The sequence below is a fragment of the Lederbergia sp. B243.17 genome, from assembly GCF_057657925.1.
The window spans coordinates 80,734-97,577 of record NZ_JBWBKF010000079.1; the positions used below are offsets into that span (position 1 = coordinate 80,734).

Genomic DNA, 16,844 nt, shown 5'->3' on the forward strand with positions numbered 1-16,844 from the left:
TTACATCTCTCCTTGCTGAATCGCCTGCAGCGGTTCGACCTTTTTTATTTGAATGCCCGATAGGGTGGCACCGATAAATCCAATCACCAAGAATACAACTGAAAGCAGGATCGTCGTTTGGATGGTCAAGCTGAACGGCATTCCCTCAGGTGCGACAAGATTGAACAGTTGGCTGAGAGCAATCGATAGACTAAGTGCGAGGATCGTGATTAAAATCATCTGCGTCCACATCATTTTAAACAGGGCGCTCGTTTTAACGCCAATCGCTTTTAAGATGCCGTATAGACCAATCTTCTGGACGTTCATCATGTAAAAGAAAATGGCGAACAGCATGCCGCTGATCACAACTAAGAACCAGACGATCATCGTAAGCGACAATTGCTCGGCGTTATAGCTAGGGAGTGTATTAAGAAATTGTTTTTTTGTAAATGGCTCCAGTCCACTGATGGTCTGCGCATCCTCCTTGTCTGATATAAACAGCATTTGCATTTCATTTACTCGGTACATTTCTTTATAGTTCTCCATATTGATATACGCAACAGGGGCATGGCTGAATTTAGCATGGTCGACAAATCCTTTTACTGTGAACTCGCCGCTAAACTGGTTATTTGTCAGCTTGTCCCCCACTTTTATACCTGTACCTTCCAATGAGCTGTCCAGCAGGACCTCCCCTTCTTTCACTTGCTTGAACCATTTCGAATCCGTCGAGGTGACGAATGCAACGCTACGCTGCTTGTCCTCTTTGTCATTCAAAAAACCCATCTGGATCGATAGTGCTGCAGAATCCGGATATTTATCCAATGCCTTTTCTTGGACAGCCAGATCGACCCTCGACAAATTATAGGTTTCTTCTGCTTCCTTGTTCATATAAAAATGACCTGCCGGCAAATCTTGGATGAGGGCCGCGTTATCCCTTGAAAGCCCATTCGCCAGGCCGGAAATGATAAACGTTAAAAAGCTGACAAGAAATACAATAGAACCCAATATCAAAAATCTCGCTTTATTCTTTTTCATTTCTTTCCATGCCATATTCATGTGGATTCCTCCGTTTTGCTTGATGCCTCTATGTTAGCCGACCTAGATGAACGGAAGATGAACGGCTCTTTTCAATCAAGAAAAAGCAACTAATCAATCGTTTGATTAGAAAAGGCAGCGGATTCTGCCCGCTGCCTTTTTGTTGCGTCTATTCTTTTTTCGCGCTATCGATGAAGAACGTGGTAAGCAGAAAGAAAGCAAAGCCGAGCAGCAAGATCGACCCGCCAATAATATAAATGAGCAATGTAACGATATCAGGCAGTGAAAAAGGCTTTACAAACTCCAGCCACATGCCAACAGTCAAGCCGATACTGCCGATGAGTGCAGTATTGACATGGAGTGCGGCGAGCTTCTTTGCCCTGATTGTGAAGACCCGGTATTGAACTACTCACCGCTTAACGCCCTGGCGGGCGGTTTGAAGCGGGAGATTCCTAAGTACAGGAGCCCAGCGGCCCCTAGTTGATTAGGCGATCCCCGCAGTCCCTGCGGTTCGAAGCCGAATGGCTTCCTTTTCAAGGTTCCGTCCCGCGTTCACATCCCGGTCGTGGCGGGTGCCGCAGGAGGGGCAGTCCCAACCACGCAGGCTGAGGTTCCTTGTATTCCCGTTCCGGTACCCGCAGCGGGAACAGAGCTGGGAGCTCGGAAAGGTCCTGGAGACCGGGATGACTTCCTTGCCATACCATTTCGCCTTGTATTCCAGCATGGTCCGGAAGGCGGACCAGGATGCGTCGCCGATCGACTTCGCCAGCCTGCGGTTCTTCTGCATGCCGGCCACTTGCAGGTCCTCCACTCCGATGACATCGTGTTTTTTGATGAGCTCGGAGGAGAGTTTCTGCAGGTAATCGATCCTGGCGTTCGTGATTTTTTCATGGATGCGGGCGACTTCCCGCTTCTGCTTCTGGTAGTTCTTCGCTTCGGTCAGCCTGCAGTTCCGCTTCAGGGCGGCTTCCCGGCGCCTGGCAAGGATACGCTGCGCCCTGGCCAGTTTTTTCTCCAGCTTGCGGAACCAGCACGGGTTGCCGAATCTTGTCCCATCCGACAGGACAGCGAAATCGTGCAGGCCAAGGTCGACACCGACGGAGCGGCCGGTCTTGGGCCATGCCTTGATTTCCGTTTCGGCAAGGATGGAGACGAAGTAGCGCCCGCTCGGATTTCGCCTGACGGTGGCGGAGAGGATCCGTCCTTCGACTTCCCGGCTGTTGGCGAACCGGACCTTTCCAAGCTTCGGCAGCTTGATCCTGTTGCCGAGGAGGGCGATGTTTCCATTTGTCGCTTTGGTGGTGTAGGATTGGACGGTGTTCCGTTTGGTTTTGAAGCGGGGCGGCTCATTCTGCCCTTCGAAGAACCGGGCAAAGGCGTCCGCCAGGTTTTTCAGGGAGGACTGCAGGGCGATGCTGTCGGCCTCCTTCAGCCAGGTCAATTCCTTCTTCAGTTGGGTCAGTTCAGCGGAGCAGGCGGCATAGGTCAATCCCCTGCCGGTCTCTTTGTATGTAAGGTTCCATTGATGGAGGAAACGGTTGAAGACGAAGCGGCAGCAGCCGATGGTTTTGGCGATGAGGACTTCCTGGGCTTTCGTGGGGTAGAGACGGAACTTGTACGCCTTATGGACGAGCATCTCGTTTCACCTCCAGGGAATGTATGTTCTTATTGTATCATTGACAGAACATTTTGACCACCCCCAACCGGCATTCATCTCCCCCTTATCGCTGGGCTGCGCCCTTCATGCGATTGAAGAGGGAGTTTTCTGCCGGGAAATGATAAACACCCCAAGCGAACAGGGAAAGCCAGCCGACAACGAGAATATGGGCGTGAATCGGCCGAAATTGATAACCGCCCGAACCGGCCATATGAGCCCCCAGTCCAGCACCAACCAAACCAAAAACCGCTGCCGTGCGAATCAGCCTCTTGCTCCAAATCGATTGTTGTTCCATTTCATCTTCCCCCAATTTAATGTTCGTACCAATAGAATATATTACGAACATGAACGGAAGATGAACAAACCGTTTCATCGCCAGGAAAGCAGCTCTACATCAATGGAAGCCTCACTTTGATGGTCGTTCCTTCTCCTGGTGCGCTTGAAATATCAATCTCCCCCATATGCAGGTCGATGATTTCCTTTACGATTGAAAGACCGAGGCCCGATCCCTTGATTGAGCGTGACCGTGCCTGGTCTGCCCTGTAAAAACGATCAAAAGCATGGGCAGCTTCTGCAGAGGACATCCCGATTCCCTCATCGCAAATTTCTACCGTCAGCGTTTGAGCGGAGTCAGACATGCGGACTTCGATTGATCCGCCGGGCTCGCTATATTTGATTGCATTCGAAAGCAGATTTTCCCAGACTGTCTGCAGCAGGACCGCATTGCCCCTGACATTTGCCTGCTTCAGGTGAACCGAAATGCCGAGCTCTTTTTCGTCGAATGCATAACGAAGATGGGTAAGGGCGTCTCCTAGCTGCTGGTCGACGACCACTATTTCATCCGGATCGAGTGCATCCGCATCGAATGAAGCCAGAGTCAGCAGTTGGTTGGTCAAAAGTGAAATACGTGATGTCTCCTCTTGAATGATCGCCGAGTATTCTTTTTTCTCTTCCTCTCCAAGCCCCTCTTTTTGCAGCAGAGCAAGATAGCTTTGAATGGTATGGAGCGGTGACTGAATATCATGGGAAACATTGTGGACGAATTCCTTCTGTTTGAGAATGGACTGTTCAATCCGGGTGCGCATTTGTAAAAATTGGTCGGCTAAGCGTCCGATTTCGTCTTTCCGGTCAATCGACAGCGGCACGTCAAATGCTTCAACAGCCATCTTTTCTGTTGCTTCGGTCAATTTCATAATCGGCTGAATCAGTAAGCGGGCAACAAGCAGCATACCAATGAAACTTAATAAGATGATGCCGACCGCCAGTCCCCCAAATAGCAAGTGCAGCTCTTTAAACAGCAGCTCAATATTCGGCCGCAAAAAAAGCGCATATTTCTTTCCATCGAATTCAATCGGTACCCCGACTGTATTTTTCAGCTCATTCGCAAAAAAACCAGTTACAAATGTCTCCTTCGGAAAATCGCGGATACCGTTGTAGACTTGACCGTTCAGCACTCGCTGGATGCTTGCATCATCAATGGTCACGTCCCGATATTTGCCGCCGTACGTGAAGGTTTCCTGGCCATTAGTAATATAAAGCTGGTACCCTGCATCGCCGAGCAGGCCAAATGTTTTCTCCTCCTCAGATGAAGGCGTTTCTTTTATATAATCTGCCACCGATTGGGCGATTTTCATGTTTTTATCGTTGTTTTTTCCTTTTAAATACTGATGATAGTAGGAATTCATCGCAAAAAAGGCAATTAGGCTGCTAATGAGCATCGTAATGAATGTGAACCAGATGAATTTTACATAGAGGCTCATGAGACGGCCTCGATTTTATATCCTACACCCCGAACCGTGACAATCTGAACATCGGGGGCAAACCGTTCCAGGCGTCCCCGCAGCCGTTTAATATGAACATTGACCGTTTGCTCGTCCCCCAGGAAATCTATTCCCCAGACTTGCTCGATTATGATATCCCTGCTCAATACCTGCTGCGGTCTTGATGCCAGCAGCGACAATAACTCAAATTCCTTCAGCGGGATGAGCAGTGTCCCTTTTTCCGACCGGATTTCATAGCTCTTGCGGTCGATGATCAGCGACCCGATGGAGAGAAGATCGTCCTTCGGATGATTATAACGGCGCAAAATGGCTTTCACTCGGAAAAGCAATTCTTTCGCCTCAAACGGCTTTACCATATAATCATCTGACCCTGCCAAAAAGCCTCGTTCCTTGTCCTCGATATGATGCCGGGCCGTAAGCAAGATGACCGGCAAATCATAATCCTCTCGCAGCATCTTCGTCAGTTCAAACCCGTCCATGCCGGGCATCATGATATCGACTATCGCCAAATCAACCGATTCCGACTCAAGCAAGGAAAGAGCTATCTCTCCTGATGTCGCCTGCACTACCTCATATCCCGCTTGGCGCAGCTCGCCAGCCACAAAATTCACCATATGTAAATCGTCATCTACTGCTAAAATTCGAATCATCCTGATCACCATCCCTGACCGTATTATAGCGAGTATGGACGGAACTTTTCCAGATTGACTCTCGGATTTAACAAACCCACAAAGTTTTTAAAGAAAAAAAAGGGGCTGATACGTCGGGAACCAGATGTTTTACCACCTGACTGCCCTTCCCATCAACCCTAATAATTCCTTCATGTATTCAGCCCATTGCCCACACTGCTTACATAATCAAATCCTACTTTCAAGCTTTCAAAAATCCCGATTCTCGAGTAATCCTGTTCAATACAATAGTATTCCACGCCATTTTCTTCTCCCCACTGAATGATGGCCTTCATATCGATTTCACCGGTTCCGACCTCGGCCAGGTTATTCTCCATATCGGTGCTTTCAAAGCCGGACCGATAGTCCTTCAAGTGGACAACAGGGGCTCTGCCGCTGTATTTCTTAAACGATTCAACCGGATCCTCACCGGCAATCCTCATCCAATAGGTGTCCGGCTCCGGATAAACACAAATTCCATTGCATGGATCCGTGATATAATCCATTACCTTTCGCCCGTCCACCTTGTTGTTATAATCATATTCCGGATTATGGAGGCCCACTCTGAATCCAAGCGCGCTCAATTTTCGTGCAGCTTCCAATAGAGCATCCTTTGTTTGCCGATATCCCTGCTCATGCTGCTGCTCATCATCAATATACTTATCAAAAATCGTTTTACAGCCAAATAAATATGCCTCTTCCACGATGCCGTCTAGATCGTGTAAAAAGCGATCGTGTTTAATATGCATTCCTGCTATTTTAAAGTCATATTTTTTTATCAGCTCGGCAACATGCAAAGGATCATTACCTCGCATTCCATCCAGTTGGATTGCTTCAAAGCCGATATCTTTTAACCTTTTCAACGTTCCTTCACAATCCTGTTCGAACTCTTTTCTGACAGAATACATTTGCGCTGCAATCTTGCTTTTGAAGTTCGTCATGACCTGTTCGCCTCTTTTACATCCAGCCAATTCATTTCTTCAAGGGACAGCTTAATGTTCGCTCCCGATAACGAGGAAACCAATTCCTCTTTATTCTCCGAACCGATAATGGCTGCTGCAGGAAAACTTTGATTCAACACGTAAGCCAAAGAGATCTGAATCGGGCTTACACCTTTTTCTTCAGCCAGCACCCGAGCCCGGCGAAGTCTCTCCCAGTTTTCCTCGCAATAATATACTTCTGCCATTTCTTCATCTTCCAGATAATCAGGAGCAAATCGGCCTGAGAAAAAACCTCCTGCCTGACTGGACCAAGAGAATAGCGGCGTTCCCGTTTCAGCATGCCAGCGGATCATCTCTTCATTTGCAGAAACACAATTTTCCCATCTTGGTTTCAATGGCTTGGCCAGGCTTAAATTCGGGCTGGTGAAGCTTAGACGGGTTAAGCCATTGTCCTTCGCATATTGATCGGCCTCTATGATCCGGTCAATTTCCCAGTTTGATAGGCCGATTGCATATATACGTCCTGCTTCCACATGCTGATGGAGTGCTTCCATGATCGGGCCAACAGGTTTGGTCGGATCGTCCCGATGAAGAGCATACATTTCAACATGATCTGTCTTTAAGTACTCAAGGCTCGTGAGGAGATCTTCCTCGATCACTTCAGGTGTTACGCGGGGCTGATTCGGATTTTCCCTGACAGGGTGGCACCCTTTCGTCAAAATATTCACTTGGTCCCGATTGCCGCGCTTTTCCATCCAGGCACCGAGGGCTTTTTCGCTATGACGGTAATGTCTGGCAGTGTCGAACGTATTCCCGCCTAACCGAATATATTCATCCAGTACAGGGGCAGCAAACTCCATATTATCCAAGCGCAAAAAGTCTCCGGATCCCAGTACGATATTTGAACATTCGAGAGAAATTGGTTGTTTGTTATTCGTCCCTTGAACAGTAATCTTCTTCATTCTCTTGACCTCCTGCTTAAAAATCTAGATCCAGCTCATCATATTTATCATCTTTGTTCTGTTCTTCGCTAAGAATACTTTTCTCATATAGCTTGAAAAAAGGATAATACATCAGAATCGCTGCTATATAGACACCCATGACGAGAATGATGGCCCGCCAATCCATTGTCGAAAGAACTTGGGCTATCGGTGTAGGAGCGTCTGCCATGTGAACGACAGGTACATTGACAAAGCCCCACTTAAAAACAAACCATTGAAGTGTTGCTAAAATTGGTGTACCAATCACGAATGGGATAAACAAATAAATATTAAAAGTAATCGGCAATCCATAAAGAATCGGTTCGGAAATGGAAAAGATGCTGGGGATAAATGCAACTTTTCCTACACTACGGATACTTTGCACTTTACTGAACAAAGCCAAAATCACGAGAGCTCCAACCAATCCGGAACCCGATAGACTTGCAAAATAATCCCAGAAATTCGGCGTAAAAATATATTCAGGCTGGCTCCCGGACAAAACAGCGGATACATTCTCCCCTAAATAGTACGTAGCAAAAGGAAGGACAAATCCCGCCAAAACTGCGTATCCATTGATGCCGACAAACCAGAAAAGCATTTCCAGAAAAACAATGATAAAAACCATCACCGGCGTATCGATTGAATCAATACCCCAAAACAATTTTGAATAGAACCACTGTACGAGAGTGGCCTGCTCAGTAAACCTCATCACCACATAGTTGACCATATACAAAACGATCGACAGCAAAGCAATCGGTGTTACGATTTGAAAAGTAAGGACACTTCCCTCAGGAATCGCCTTTACTTTTTCTCGGATATTGATCGAAACAAATCGATTCAACCATTCAACCGTCAGTAACGTGACAAGAAGGGCAATGAGCAAACCGTTTGAGCTGAAGCTTTCGATATTGATCCCATCCGCGGATATGCCGCCTACAGCAATCGAAACGGTGAACATGCTTGCGAACACAGATGGAATTAGCGGAGCATTGATTTTCTTTGCGTGCCTGTACGCAACAGAGAGGGCTGTGTATAAAGAGAGCATCCCGAATGTAAGCTGTACAGGCAGATGAAAGAAATTAAATGAAGTCCCCTCAAACCATCCTGTTTTATTTTGCATGTACTGGAGAAGGATATGGAAAATAAGAAAGAAGGAGCCGACCAGAAGGATAAAGGTCAGGTCCTTTATCCCGCTTTTAATGGAAGCCAGGTATTTATTTTGCTCCAATTTCGTGGCAAGCGGAGCGATTTTCTTTTGAATACCTGTTAACCGCTTTTCCAGATTACTGAAAAATAGACTCATGGCTGTAAGCTCCTTACATTACCGTTTAACACTCATCAAAATCGCTTGCTTAACAATATTTCCGCCATTTAAAGTGCCGTAGTCTTTCGTGTCGATGATAGCAATCGGCTTTTGATGGGCGTCAGCGATTTCCTTCAACTCATCGAAACGGTGGCCAATTTGCGGTCCGAGAAGGAGGACATCAAAATCATTTATATACTCGTCCACTTCTCCCGCCGGACGTGCCTCAATTTTCATTTCCTTGCCTTTTAGCTTTTCACTATTGCTGACAATCTCCCTCATCTTCGACACTAGGATTCCTGTGGAAGCTCCGAGATTGCATAATAATAGGATATTCAGTCGGTCGTTTGTCATTTTGCCGTCATTCCTTTCTTTAACGTATTGAACATCAGTGCCATTTCTTTCACAATGGTCGACATTAAAATCGTATTCATCAGCGTGTCCTGCGCATGGATCAGCAAGACCGAAAATTCATTTTTCTCACCGCCGGCCTCATTTACGATAAGCTGGGTTTGCAAATTATGAGCCTCGTTCATCAGCTTTTCGGACTCTTTTACGAGTTCATGGAACTTTTCTTCCTGGCTGTTTCTCAGATAATCAAGAGCCTTTACAAGTTTAGAGAATGCATCCCCTGCTTTTGCAATGATTTCAAACGATATTTGTTCAGTTCCCATAGGACCACCTTCTTAGTTATAGATAGTTGTCGTTACCAGGTCGTAAATCTCACTATGTGAGCGCAAGTCCACAATTTCCTTTATCCTCTCGTCATCGAGGGCCAATTTCGCAATGTTTTCCACAAGGAGATTGGTGTTTTTTGATTTAAATGCAAGCGTGAAAATAAGCTTAACGGGCTTCTCATAGCGGTCCTTTAACCGGATACCATTCGGGAGAATTGTCATCCACATCGAATCCTCGATTACTCCATCCTCCATGCCGGCATGGGCAATCATGACACCCGGAGCAATGACCATATATGGACCGAACTTGCGCAAATTCGATATGATTTTATCTTCATATTGCTGGATGATATGACCTTTTTCGATCAGGCCCTTTGTTCCAACTTTGACGGCCAAATCCCACCTGTTCTGGGGCACGTCTCTGTCATTCGTAATGTATTCGCGCGAGAAATGGATTTTGGGAATATTCCTTTTCGGAGCATTCATGTCATCCTTCGTCAGGATATTGATTAAATCCAATTCCAGCTTGCTTAAATTGGTAATACCGCTCGTATTTTCACGGATCGTTTGCATGATCATGTTGAACTTATCAATTTCTTTCTTTTCATTAGCCATGAGTTTCAGGCTGAGTTTTTTGCCCAGAAACTCTAGATCCTTCTTCTGCAGATAGTTATTGATCCGTAATATTTTGGGAGACTGAATGTCCGGAATATCGATTGTCGTAATAACGAAGTCATACTTCTCCAAGTGCTCTACCTTAAATTCACGCACAGGCATTGTTTTCACTTCTTCATACTCAAATATCTTTTTGATCTGAGTCATGATCATTTGTGAAATGGCCAAGCCTTCGACACAGACAATTAATACCCTTGCTTTTTTAACCTTTTGATTTTCCTGCCTCCGAATCTCTGAAGCTAAGTAAATCGCAATAAAAGAGACTTCTTGATCGCCAACTTTTATATCCAATATGCTTTCAGCGACACTGCATGCCTCTTTTGTGGCCAGGAACAATTCTTTATACTCTGAAACGAACTCATGAAAGATTGGGTTTTTCACATGAATGGATTGATGGACCCGCTGAGCCATTGCTTGCAGATGGGCCTCCAACTGCGAAACAAACGATTCATTTGCGGCAAAGTCCACATGATACAAATTGCCAACTTCATTTAGTATCTTCCGTAAGAATTCTTTGATTTGGCCAACAGGGGCGGCAATTCCCCCATTCACTTTTCCGATAATATTAAAGAGAAGGGACTCTTGTTCCGAATAATTTCCTCCTTTTGTTAACCTCTCATTGATATCCCATGTTTTGTTCCCATCCAGGATCTTCATCACGACCGTCAGCAAAAGTAGAAATGTCCGGTCATCCAAAACCTTCCCGATATAGCGTTCGATTTTTTGGCATTCGACCAATGCCTGATGAAGCTGATCGATATCTACCAGATTAAAAAAGACGAGTTCGGCTTCCTTTGAAAAAACCTTCTCATTATCGATTAAGAAACTATATAATTCCCGAATGTTGATCAAATCCATAAGTACTTTTGTGAACAGAAGATATTTCTTATACTTTGAACCAGACACTTCGTAGCCGATTCTTTTGTGATGGATCAACTGCAGTTCTTCCAGAAGCAAGTCCGTCTTAATTTCCGATAGATTATTCAAGACGGTGGTCCTCGAGACAAATAAAGTATTTTCGAAAGTCGAGACCGGAACCGCCTCATCAGAAATCAACAGTTTTAATAATATGAAGCTCTGTATTTCCTTTTTTGAATACTTATACTCATGAGGAGTCGTATATTGCTTAAAAAACTTCAACTGCTCTTGCAGTTCTGCCTTCTCGATAATCATGATGCCGCGTTTGTGGTTCTTCCGGATAATATCCAGATTCTTTTTAAAAAGGTATTTCTCAACATTATTCAAGTCATATCTGACTTGTCTTTCTGTTAAATCGAGCTGATCAGATATTTCTTTGTATGTGATGAACCGGTCTTGATCAAGTAGGAACTCCAGCATTCTAAGTTCTCTTTGCTTCAATCTGATCATAGGATGCGCCCCCGATATAAACTTATTAAAAATATCACTTCTTCACCATACTGCTTATGACATTTTTTGGCGTTTAAAAGTGTTGGATTAATTACTTGATATCAGAGAGGAATTACAACTATGAAAAAAGAAGGGGGGTTCACACAATGAACGACCGATCCCCCACTCTTCTTCAAAGGTTTCACTTTAACAGTATGGTCTTGATTTCATAAGGCTTGACGTTCAACTCAATGACATCCGAGCGTTTTTCTTCTTCAATCGGATTTTCCATTAAGTCTGTTTCCATCCAGGTTTCAAATGGAAATGCAGGTTTCAATGACACCTTTTGAGTTCCGCCAGAGTAATCATGGAACCGGACAATCACGCCGCTGCCTTCCTCCGCTTTCTTGATCGCATCTACAAAAATATACGGATTGCCCGTAAACTCGATGAACTGATTCAGTTTAAAGTCTACTGCTCCTTCGTATACCTCAAATGGGTTGTTTAGAGCCCAAGCTGCCTGGACGGTTTCCGCTTGTACAAAATCCCCCTGATGCGGGTACAAGCTATACGTAAACTCGTGCATGCCGATATCGGCAGCCGGATCCGGAAAAACTGCGCCTTTTAACAACGTCAGCCTCATGACGTTATCCCGGATATCATATCCGTATTTCGACTCATTTAAGAGGCTCACACCGTATTGATATTCCGATAAGTCGGCCCACTGATGCCCAACCGATTCAAAGCGGGCATAATCCCAGCTGGTGTTCCAATGCGTCGGGCGCTTCACGTTGCCGAATTGGATATCATATGTTGCTTCTGTGGAACGGATGGTGACTGGAAAGGCAACCTTCAACAATTGCTGGCATTCTTTCCAATTCACTTTCGTTTTAAAATCGATCCGTCGCGTTGTCGAGTATAGGATCATGTCTTGAGTGATAGAAGAATCACCAAACTCGTACGTAAACTCAATTTCTGCAGCTAAGTGATTCACTGCTTTTACTTTGATGGACGAAGCGGGAATTTCTTTCATCTTTTGCTGATAATAAATATCGATATCCCAGGCATCAAAGTTCATCGGCTTGTCTTCGAACAGTTGGAATGCATTACCTTTGCCTGCCAATACTTCTTTCTCTGCCTCTTTATCAAAGATGCTGACCAATTGGCCTTCTGTATTCCATTGGATTGTATAAAATGGTGTTTCCACAGTGTCCCCTGCGACTTTGAAAATTTCATTCGTATTTTTGTCAGCTTCGTCTCTCATCCCCCGGATTACTTTAAATCCTAGACTTGGAACGACATTTACGTAGACAAGATAACCGTCCGCCAGTTTGACAGAAGGCAGCTTCTCCCCGTCAGCATCAACAAAATGCAACCCTTGTTCAGCTTCCTGGATAAAGGTAAAATCGCTTCGATTCCAGCTGGCGCTGTTAAAAACAGTCCAGGTCAAGGGGCTCTTGACCAATTCCTCTTCGCCAAACGTGTCTTTCACTTTCTTCACTAACTCCACTGCTTGTCCATATTCTTCTTTCGCATCCTCATATACTTCATGAATGGAGGAACCCGGAATAATATCATGGAATTGATTTCTCAAGACGATTTCCCAGCCCTCACGAAGCTCCTCCGCCGGATAGGTGTGTCCGCCTTTTTCTTTTGCAGCCCAAAGTCGCAAAAACTCAGCCTCACGAAGCGCAATTTCCAGCTTACGGTTCAGCCTTTTAACAAATGCTTGAGACGTGTAAGTTCCCCTGTGATACTCAAGGTAAAGCTCGCCGTCCCAAGTATGGACATATTCATCAGTATTCTTTACCGTGTCATTCAGGTGGTCAAAGTATTCTTTGGCAGACCCGGTCTTAACATGGGGAAGCCCTGGAATCTTGTCCAACCGGCGTCTTTGTTCGAGCATTTCACGGTTTACGCCGCCACCGCCATCTCCATGTCCGTAAGCGAGCAATAAATCAGAGTTAATGTTTTTGTCCGTATAGTCATCATATATGCCTTTTACGGTTTTTGGCTCAAGCACGCCGTTATATGTGTAATGAAACGAATCGGTGTCATAATCCTCAGGCTCAGGCGTCGTAATCATGTGGGTGAGTATTTTGCTTCCATCGATCCCTTTCCACCAAAATGTGTCATGAGGTATGCGATTGTATTGATTCCAGCTGATTTTCGTTGTCATGAATGTTTTCAGGTTGGACTTGGTCAGAATTTGCGGCAATGCCCAAGAATAACCGAACACATCAGGCAGCCAGAGGAAATTCGGCTTCTTTCCGAACTCACTTTGCATAAACTGGGTTCCATGCAGCAATTGGCGGACTATCGATTCACCGGATGGTATATTGCAATCGGCTTCCAGCCACATGCCGCCGTCAATTTCCCACTTTCCATCGACAATCTTTTGCTTGATCTGCTCGTAAATTTCCGGATAATCCTTTTTTATATAGGCATACAATTGCGGCTGGGATTGCAGGAAATAATAATCCGGATAGCGCTCCATCAGCCTTAAAACGGTTGAAAAAGACCGTGCGGCTTTTTCTCTCGTATGCTTCAATCTCCATAACCAGGCAACGTCAATATGAGTATGACCGATCGCTGTCACTGTTACCGGAGTGTGTTTCTCCATCTTTTCCATTTCAACTTGCAAGACGTTATTCGCTTTTGCACAGGATTCATAGAACGATGAGCTTCCCGGATTGGCCCAGTCCAACTCGTAAAATGTCTTTTCCAATGCTTTTTCCAAAATATATTTATTCGGATCCTTCTCATGAAGGATTTCCGCTGTTTCCAATACCATTTTGCTCGTAAAATAGAGATCATCTACAGTGGGGTCCAGTACTGCGATGTCACTATATTTAAAATGATGCCTGCTGATCTTCGGCGCACCGCCGCCTTCTAATCCAGACCACAGCTTCAAACTTAAAGAAATGGTCTGGCCATAAAACTCTTTGTTCAAAAATACTTCCCGATGGTTTCCATCTACGCCTTGATAAGGTACACCGTTAATGAATAGCAACGATTCAAAACCGGAATTCGTCCCTCCGTCTGTCTTTCCAAAATCGAACAGCAAAACGAGATCTTCATTCTTCTTATCCGGAACAGCAAGTTCGGTCGTCAGCCAAATATAGTAATCTCGGCCAGACCAAGTGACCCCCTGTTCAAATGCCTCCCATGATTTATCTTTGGCAGGAGGATATTTCAAAGCTTTCGTTTCATCTTCTTTGTGATACCAATTTTGTATCGCATTTCTTTCTATATAGCGGTATTGATTAAGCTCTTCAACCCGGCTTTTCAATTTTTCAATCGTATAGAACATGATTCCACCTCCAGGAGTGAGTAACAGCAGGGAAAAACAACGTTATGCGCACTTATATATTTACAGGGGCCAACGAAATCGTTTTCCATGTTTTGCTGCATGTTTTGTAATGGGTCTTCACGATCAATCCCAATGTTAAAATAAGCAAATAAGGGAAAAACACCGTAATTGCTGCGAGCAGCCCATAGGCAACCAATAAAAGGAGCATTTGAGGCAGCTTAATGAAACTTAATAGCATGCTTTCTCTTAAAACAGTCTTGATCGGCACATCTTTATCTTGCAGTACAAACATCCAATTCATCACAGTCAACGTTAGGACAAAGAGGAAGAATGCAGTTAAAGTAAAAACAGCAAGTCCGATCACAGGGCCGCTATTTTGTGCAATATCAAAGTTGACTAAGCCGATACTATAAAAAACCACCAGAACCAGCTGAGCAAGAGAACCTTTGAGGAACCCTTTTTTAAAAGACTGAAAGAAGAGGAGAAAAATGCTGTCAGCCCTTCCTTCAGCCTTCAACTGGAATACCTTGATTCCGGCAGCGAATGACGGAATGATGGTGAAGAGAGGCAGGGAGAATGTCAGCACCAATATACTGACAATCACGACATCCATCAGTTGATCCAGCCAAGAATAAAATGTATCCATCAATCTACCTCTCCTCTCAAAGTTCTCTTACTCTTTCACAGCTCCATCTGTTATTCCGGCCATTAACTGTCTGCTGAAGAAGATGAAGATGATGACGACCGGCAATGTTGTCAATAAAGTTCCTGCAATGACCAATGGATAATCTGTAAAATACAACCCTTGCAGGCGCGTCAGGGCAAGAGACAATACATACTTTGTTTCGTCATTCAAAATGATCAACGGCCATGTATAGTCATTCCAGGCTCCGATAAATGAATAGATTGCCAGAAACGAAAGAGCCGGACGCAATATTGGCAAGCCGATCCTCCAATACGTTCCAAACACACTGCATCCATCAATTTTCGCCGCTTCTATCAAACTGTCAGGAATGGCACTTTCACAATATTGCTTGACCCAAAAGATACCGAAAGCGTTCGCCATACCGGGGATGATCAAGGCATTATACGATCCGACCCAGCCGATTTTATCCATCATAATAAACTGTGGAATAATATTGATCTGTCCAGGTATCATCATTGTGGCCAGCAGCATAATGAACAAGATGTTTTTCCCTTTGAATTTCAGCTTTGCGAATGTATAGCCCGCCAATGAATCAAAGAACAGAATGAGCACTGTTGAAACGACCGCATAAAATACGGTATTTCCGAATGCTTGGAAGAAGTTCGTTTCCGTAATGACGACTTTTGCATTCGCTAACAGGTTTCCTCCGACTGTAAAAAACGGAGGGACAGAAAAGATTTCGGCATTCGTCCGGCTCGCCATCACAATCATCCAATAGAATGGAAAAATCGAGATAATCGCGCCGATGAACAATACGAATTTGACTAATATATTGGATAAGGTTAATTTTTTCATCAATCATTCTCACCCTTTATTCTGTAAGTCGTTAAATACCAGTTAATCAAGGAGATAATAAGGATGATGCCAACTAACCCCCAAGTGATAGCCGAACCATACCCATAACGGTTCTGGATGAAAGCAGTATTGTAAATATAGTAAACAATCGTCAAGGAGCCGCCTTCAGCCGTTGCGTTATTCGGCACCAGAACTTGTGCTTCCGCAAAAACTTGAAGACCGCCGATCGTCGACATTAACACTGTAAATAAGATAATCGGCTTCAATAGTGGAACCGTGATCGCTGTGAAGATCTTGAATTTTGAAGCTCCATCAATAATTGCCGCTTCATAGTAGTCATACGGAATTTTCTGCAGACCACTATAATAAATGATCATATTGTAGCCAAAGTATTGCCAAAAACCGATCAGTGCGATGACAATTCTCACCCAGAATGGGCTATCGATAAAGGCAATCGGCTCTTTCCCCATCCATGACAGCAGGGCATTGATCAACCCCGACTGGCTTGAGAAAATCAAACCGAACAATATTGTAACAGCAACAACTGACGTTACATATGGCAAGAAATAAATCGTTTTGACCGTTTCCTTGTGTTTGATGATTTTCAAGTTGATTAAAAATGCAAATGCCAGAGAGAATACCAGCATCGGAATCGTCTGGACTCCCCAAATGATCAATGTGTTTTTAATCGACAGCCAAAAGTCAACATCGCTCAGCAGCCTTTGGAAGTTTTCCAATCCGGTAAACTGAATTTCACCAATTCCATCCCACTTACTAAAGGCCAGAACTCCCGAGAAAATAATCGGGAATAGCCCAAAGGTCAGAAACAGAATGTAAAACGGCGAAATGAATACATAGGGGGTCAAAAGATCAATTATTCTACGATATTTATTTTTATCACTGATCGTCGTTTTGGCTGCTTCCGTTTGAGTAGACAACGTATTTTCACCTCTTCACGTGAATGATAATAATGGAAAAAAATCTCGA

The 16,844-nt window shown here is 44.6% G+C and carries 16 protein-coding genes; all 16 read right to left on the minus strand.

The genetic code is table 11. The annotated features are described in order from the left end of the window. Entirely contained in the window at positions 1-1,035 is a 1,035-nt protein-coding gene (locus AC0TWI_RS15310; protein ID WP_488127203.1) for an ABC transporter permease, read from the minus strand. Between the two features lie 148 nt (positions 1,036-1,183). Continuing rightward, positions 1,184-1,339, minus strand: a complete 156-nt coding sequence (locus AC0TWI_RS15315; RefSeq protein WP_488127204.1) for a hypothetical protein — start codon at positions 1,337-1,339, stop codon at positions 1,184-1,186. Between the two features lie 159 nt (positions 1,340-1,498). Then, positions 1,499-2,650, minus strand: a complete 1,152-nt coding sequence (tnpB, locus tag AC0TWI_RS15320; protein ID WP_488127205.1) for an IS200/IS605 family element RNA-guided endonuclease TnpB — start codon at positions 2,648-2,650, stop codon at positions 1,499-1,501. Positions 2,651-2,735: 85 nt separating this feature from the next. Next, positions 2,736-2,966 (minus strand): hypothetical protein, encoded by a 231-nt coding sequence (locus AC0TWI_RS15325; RefSeq protein WP_488127249.1) that lies wholly within the window; start codon positions 2,964-2,966, stop codon positions 2,736-2,738. 94 nt (positions 2,967-3,060) lie between these two features. Further along, positions 3,061-4,431 (minus strand): sensor histidine kinase, encoded by a 1,371-nt coding sequence (locus AC0TWI_RS15330; protein WP_488127206.1) that lies wholly within the window; start codon positions 4,429-4,431, stop codon positions 3,061-3,063. Beyond that, entirely contained in the window at positions 4,428-5,102 is a 675-nt protein-coding gene (locus tag AC0TWI_RS15335; protein ID WP_488127207.1) for a response regulator transcription factor, read from the minus strand. The genes AC0TWI_RS15330 and AC0TWI_RS15335 overlap by 4 nt, the downstream gene beginning before the upstream one ends. A 170-nt stretch (positions 5,103-5,272) precedes the next feature. Then, positions 5,273-6,061, minus strand: coding sequence for a sugar phosphate isomerase/epimerase family protein (locus tag AC0TWI_RS15340; protein WP_488127208.1), 789 nt, complete (start codon positions 6,059-6,061; stop codon positions 5,273-5,275). Beyond that, positions 6,058-7,023 carry an aldo/keto reductase gene (locus AC0TWI_RS15345; RefSeq protein WP_488127209.1) on the minus strand — a complete coding sequence of 322 codons (966 nt, stop codon included), beginning with the start codon at positions 7,021-7,023 and terminating at the stop codon, positions 6,058-6,060. Before AC0TWI_RS15345 ends, AC0TWI_RS15340 begins: the two co-directional genes overlap by 4 nt. 16 nt (positions 7,024-7,039) lie before the next feature. Further along, positions 7,040-8,344: a PTS sugar transporter subunit IIC gene (locus AC0TWI_RS15350; RefSeq protein WP_488127210.1), complete on the minus strand. Its 1,305-nt coding sequence runs from the start codon at positions 8,342-8,344 to the stop codon at positions 7,040-7,042. 18 nt (positions 8,345-8,362) lie between these two features. Next, complete coding sequence (locus AC0TWI_RS15355) at positions 8,363-8,698, minus strand: PTS sugar transporter subunit IIB (protein ID WP_488127211.1); 336 nt, start codon at positions 8,696-8,698, stop codon at positions 8,363-8,365. After that, the gene (locus AC0TWI_RS15360) at positions 8,695-9,018 is read right to left on the minus strand and encodes a PTS sugar transporter subunit IIA (protein WP_488127212.1); all 324 of its coding nucleotides are present in this window, start codon (positions 9,016-9,018) and stop codon (positions 8,695-8,697) included. Before AC0TWI_RS15360 ends, AC0TWI_RS15355 begins: the two co-directional genes overlap by 4 nt. A gap of 12 nt (positions 9,019-9,030) precedes the next feature. Next, positions 9,031-11,064 carry a PTS sugar transporter subunit IIA gene (locus AC0TWI_RS15365; RefSeq protein WP_488127213.1) on the minus strand — a complete coding sequence of 678 codons (2,034 nt, stop codon included), beginning with the start codon at positions 11,062-11,064 and terminating at the stop codon, positions 9,031-9,033. Between the two features lie 181 nt (positions 11,065-11,245). Further along, a complete protein-coding gene (locus tag AC0TWI_RS15370) occupies positions 11,246-14,356 on the minus strand; it encodes an alpha-mannosidase (protein ID WP_488127214.1) in 3,111 nt (1,036 codons plus the stop codon). A gap of 52 nt (positions 14,357-14,408) precedes the next feature. Further along, a complete protein-coding gene (locus AC0TWI_RS15375) occupies positions 14,409-15,002 on the minus strand; it encodes a DUF624 domain-containing protein (RefSeq protein ID WP_488127215.1) in 594 nt (197 codons plus the stop codon). Positions 15,003-15,029: 27 nt separating this feature from the next. Next, a complete protein-coding gene (locus tag AC0TWI_RS15380) occupies positions 15,030-15,857 on the minus strand; it encodes a carbohydrate ABC transporter permease (protein ID WP_488127216.1) in 828 nt (275 codons plus the stop codon). Then, positions 15,857-16,795 carry a carbohydrate ABC transporter permease gene (locus tag AC0TWI_RS15385; protein ID WP_488127217.1) on the minus strand — a complete coding sequence of 313 codons (939 nt, stop codon included), beginning with the start codon at positions 16,793-16,795 and terminating at the stop codon, positions 15,857-15,859. Before AC0TWI_RS15385 ends, AC0TWI_RS15380 begins: the two co-directional genes overlap by 1 nt. Positions 16,796-16,844 lie beyond the last annotated feature (49 nt).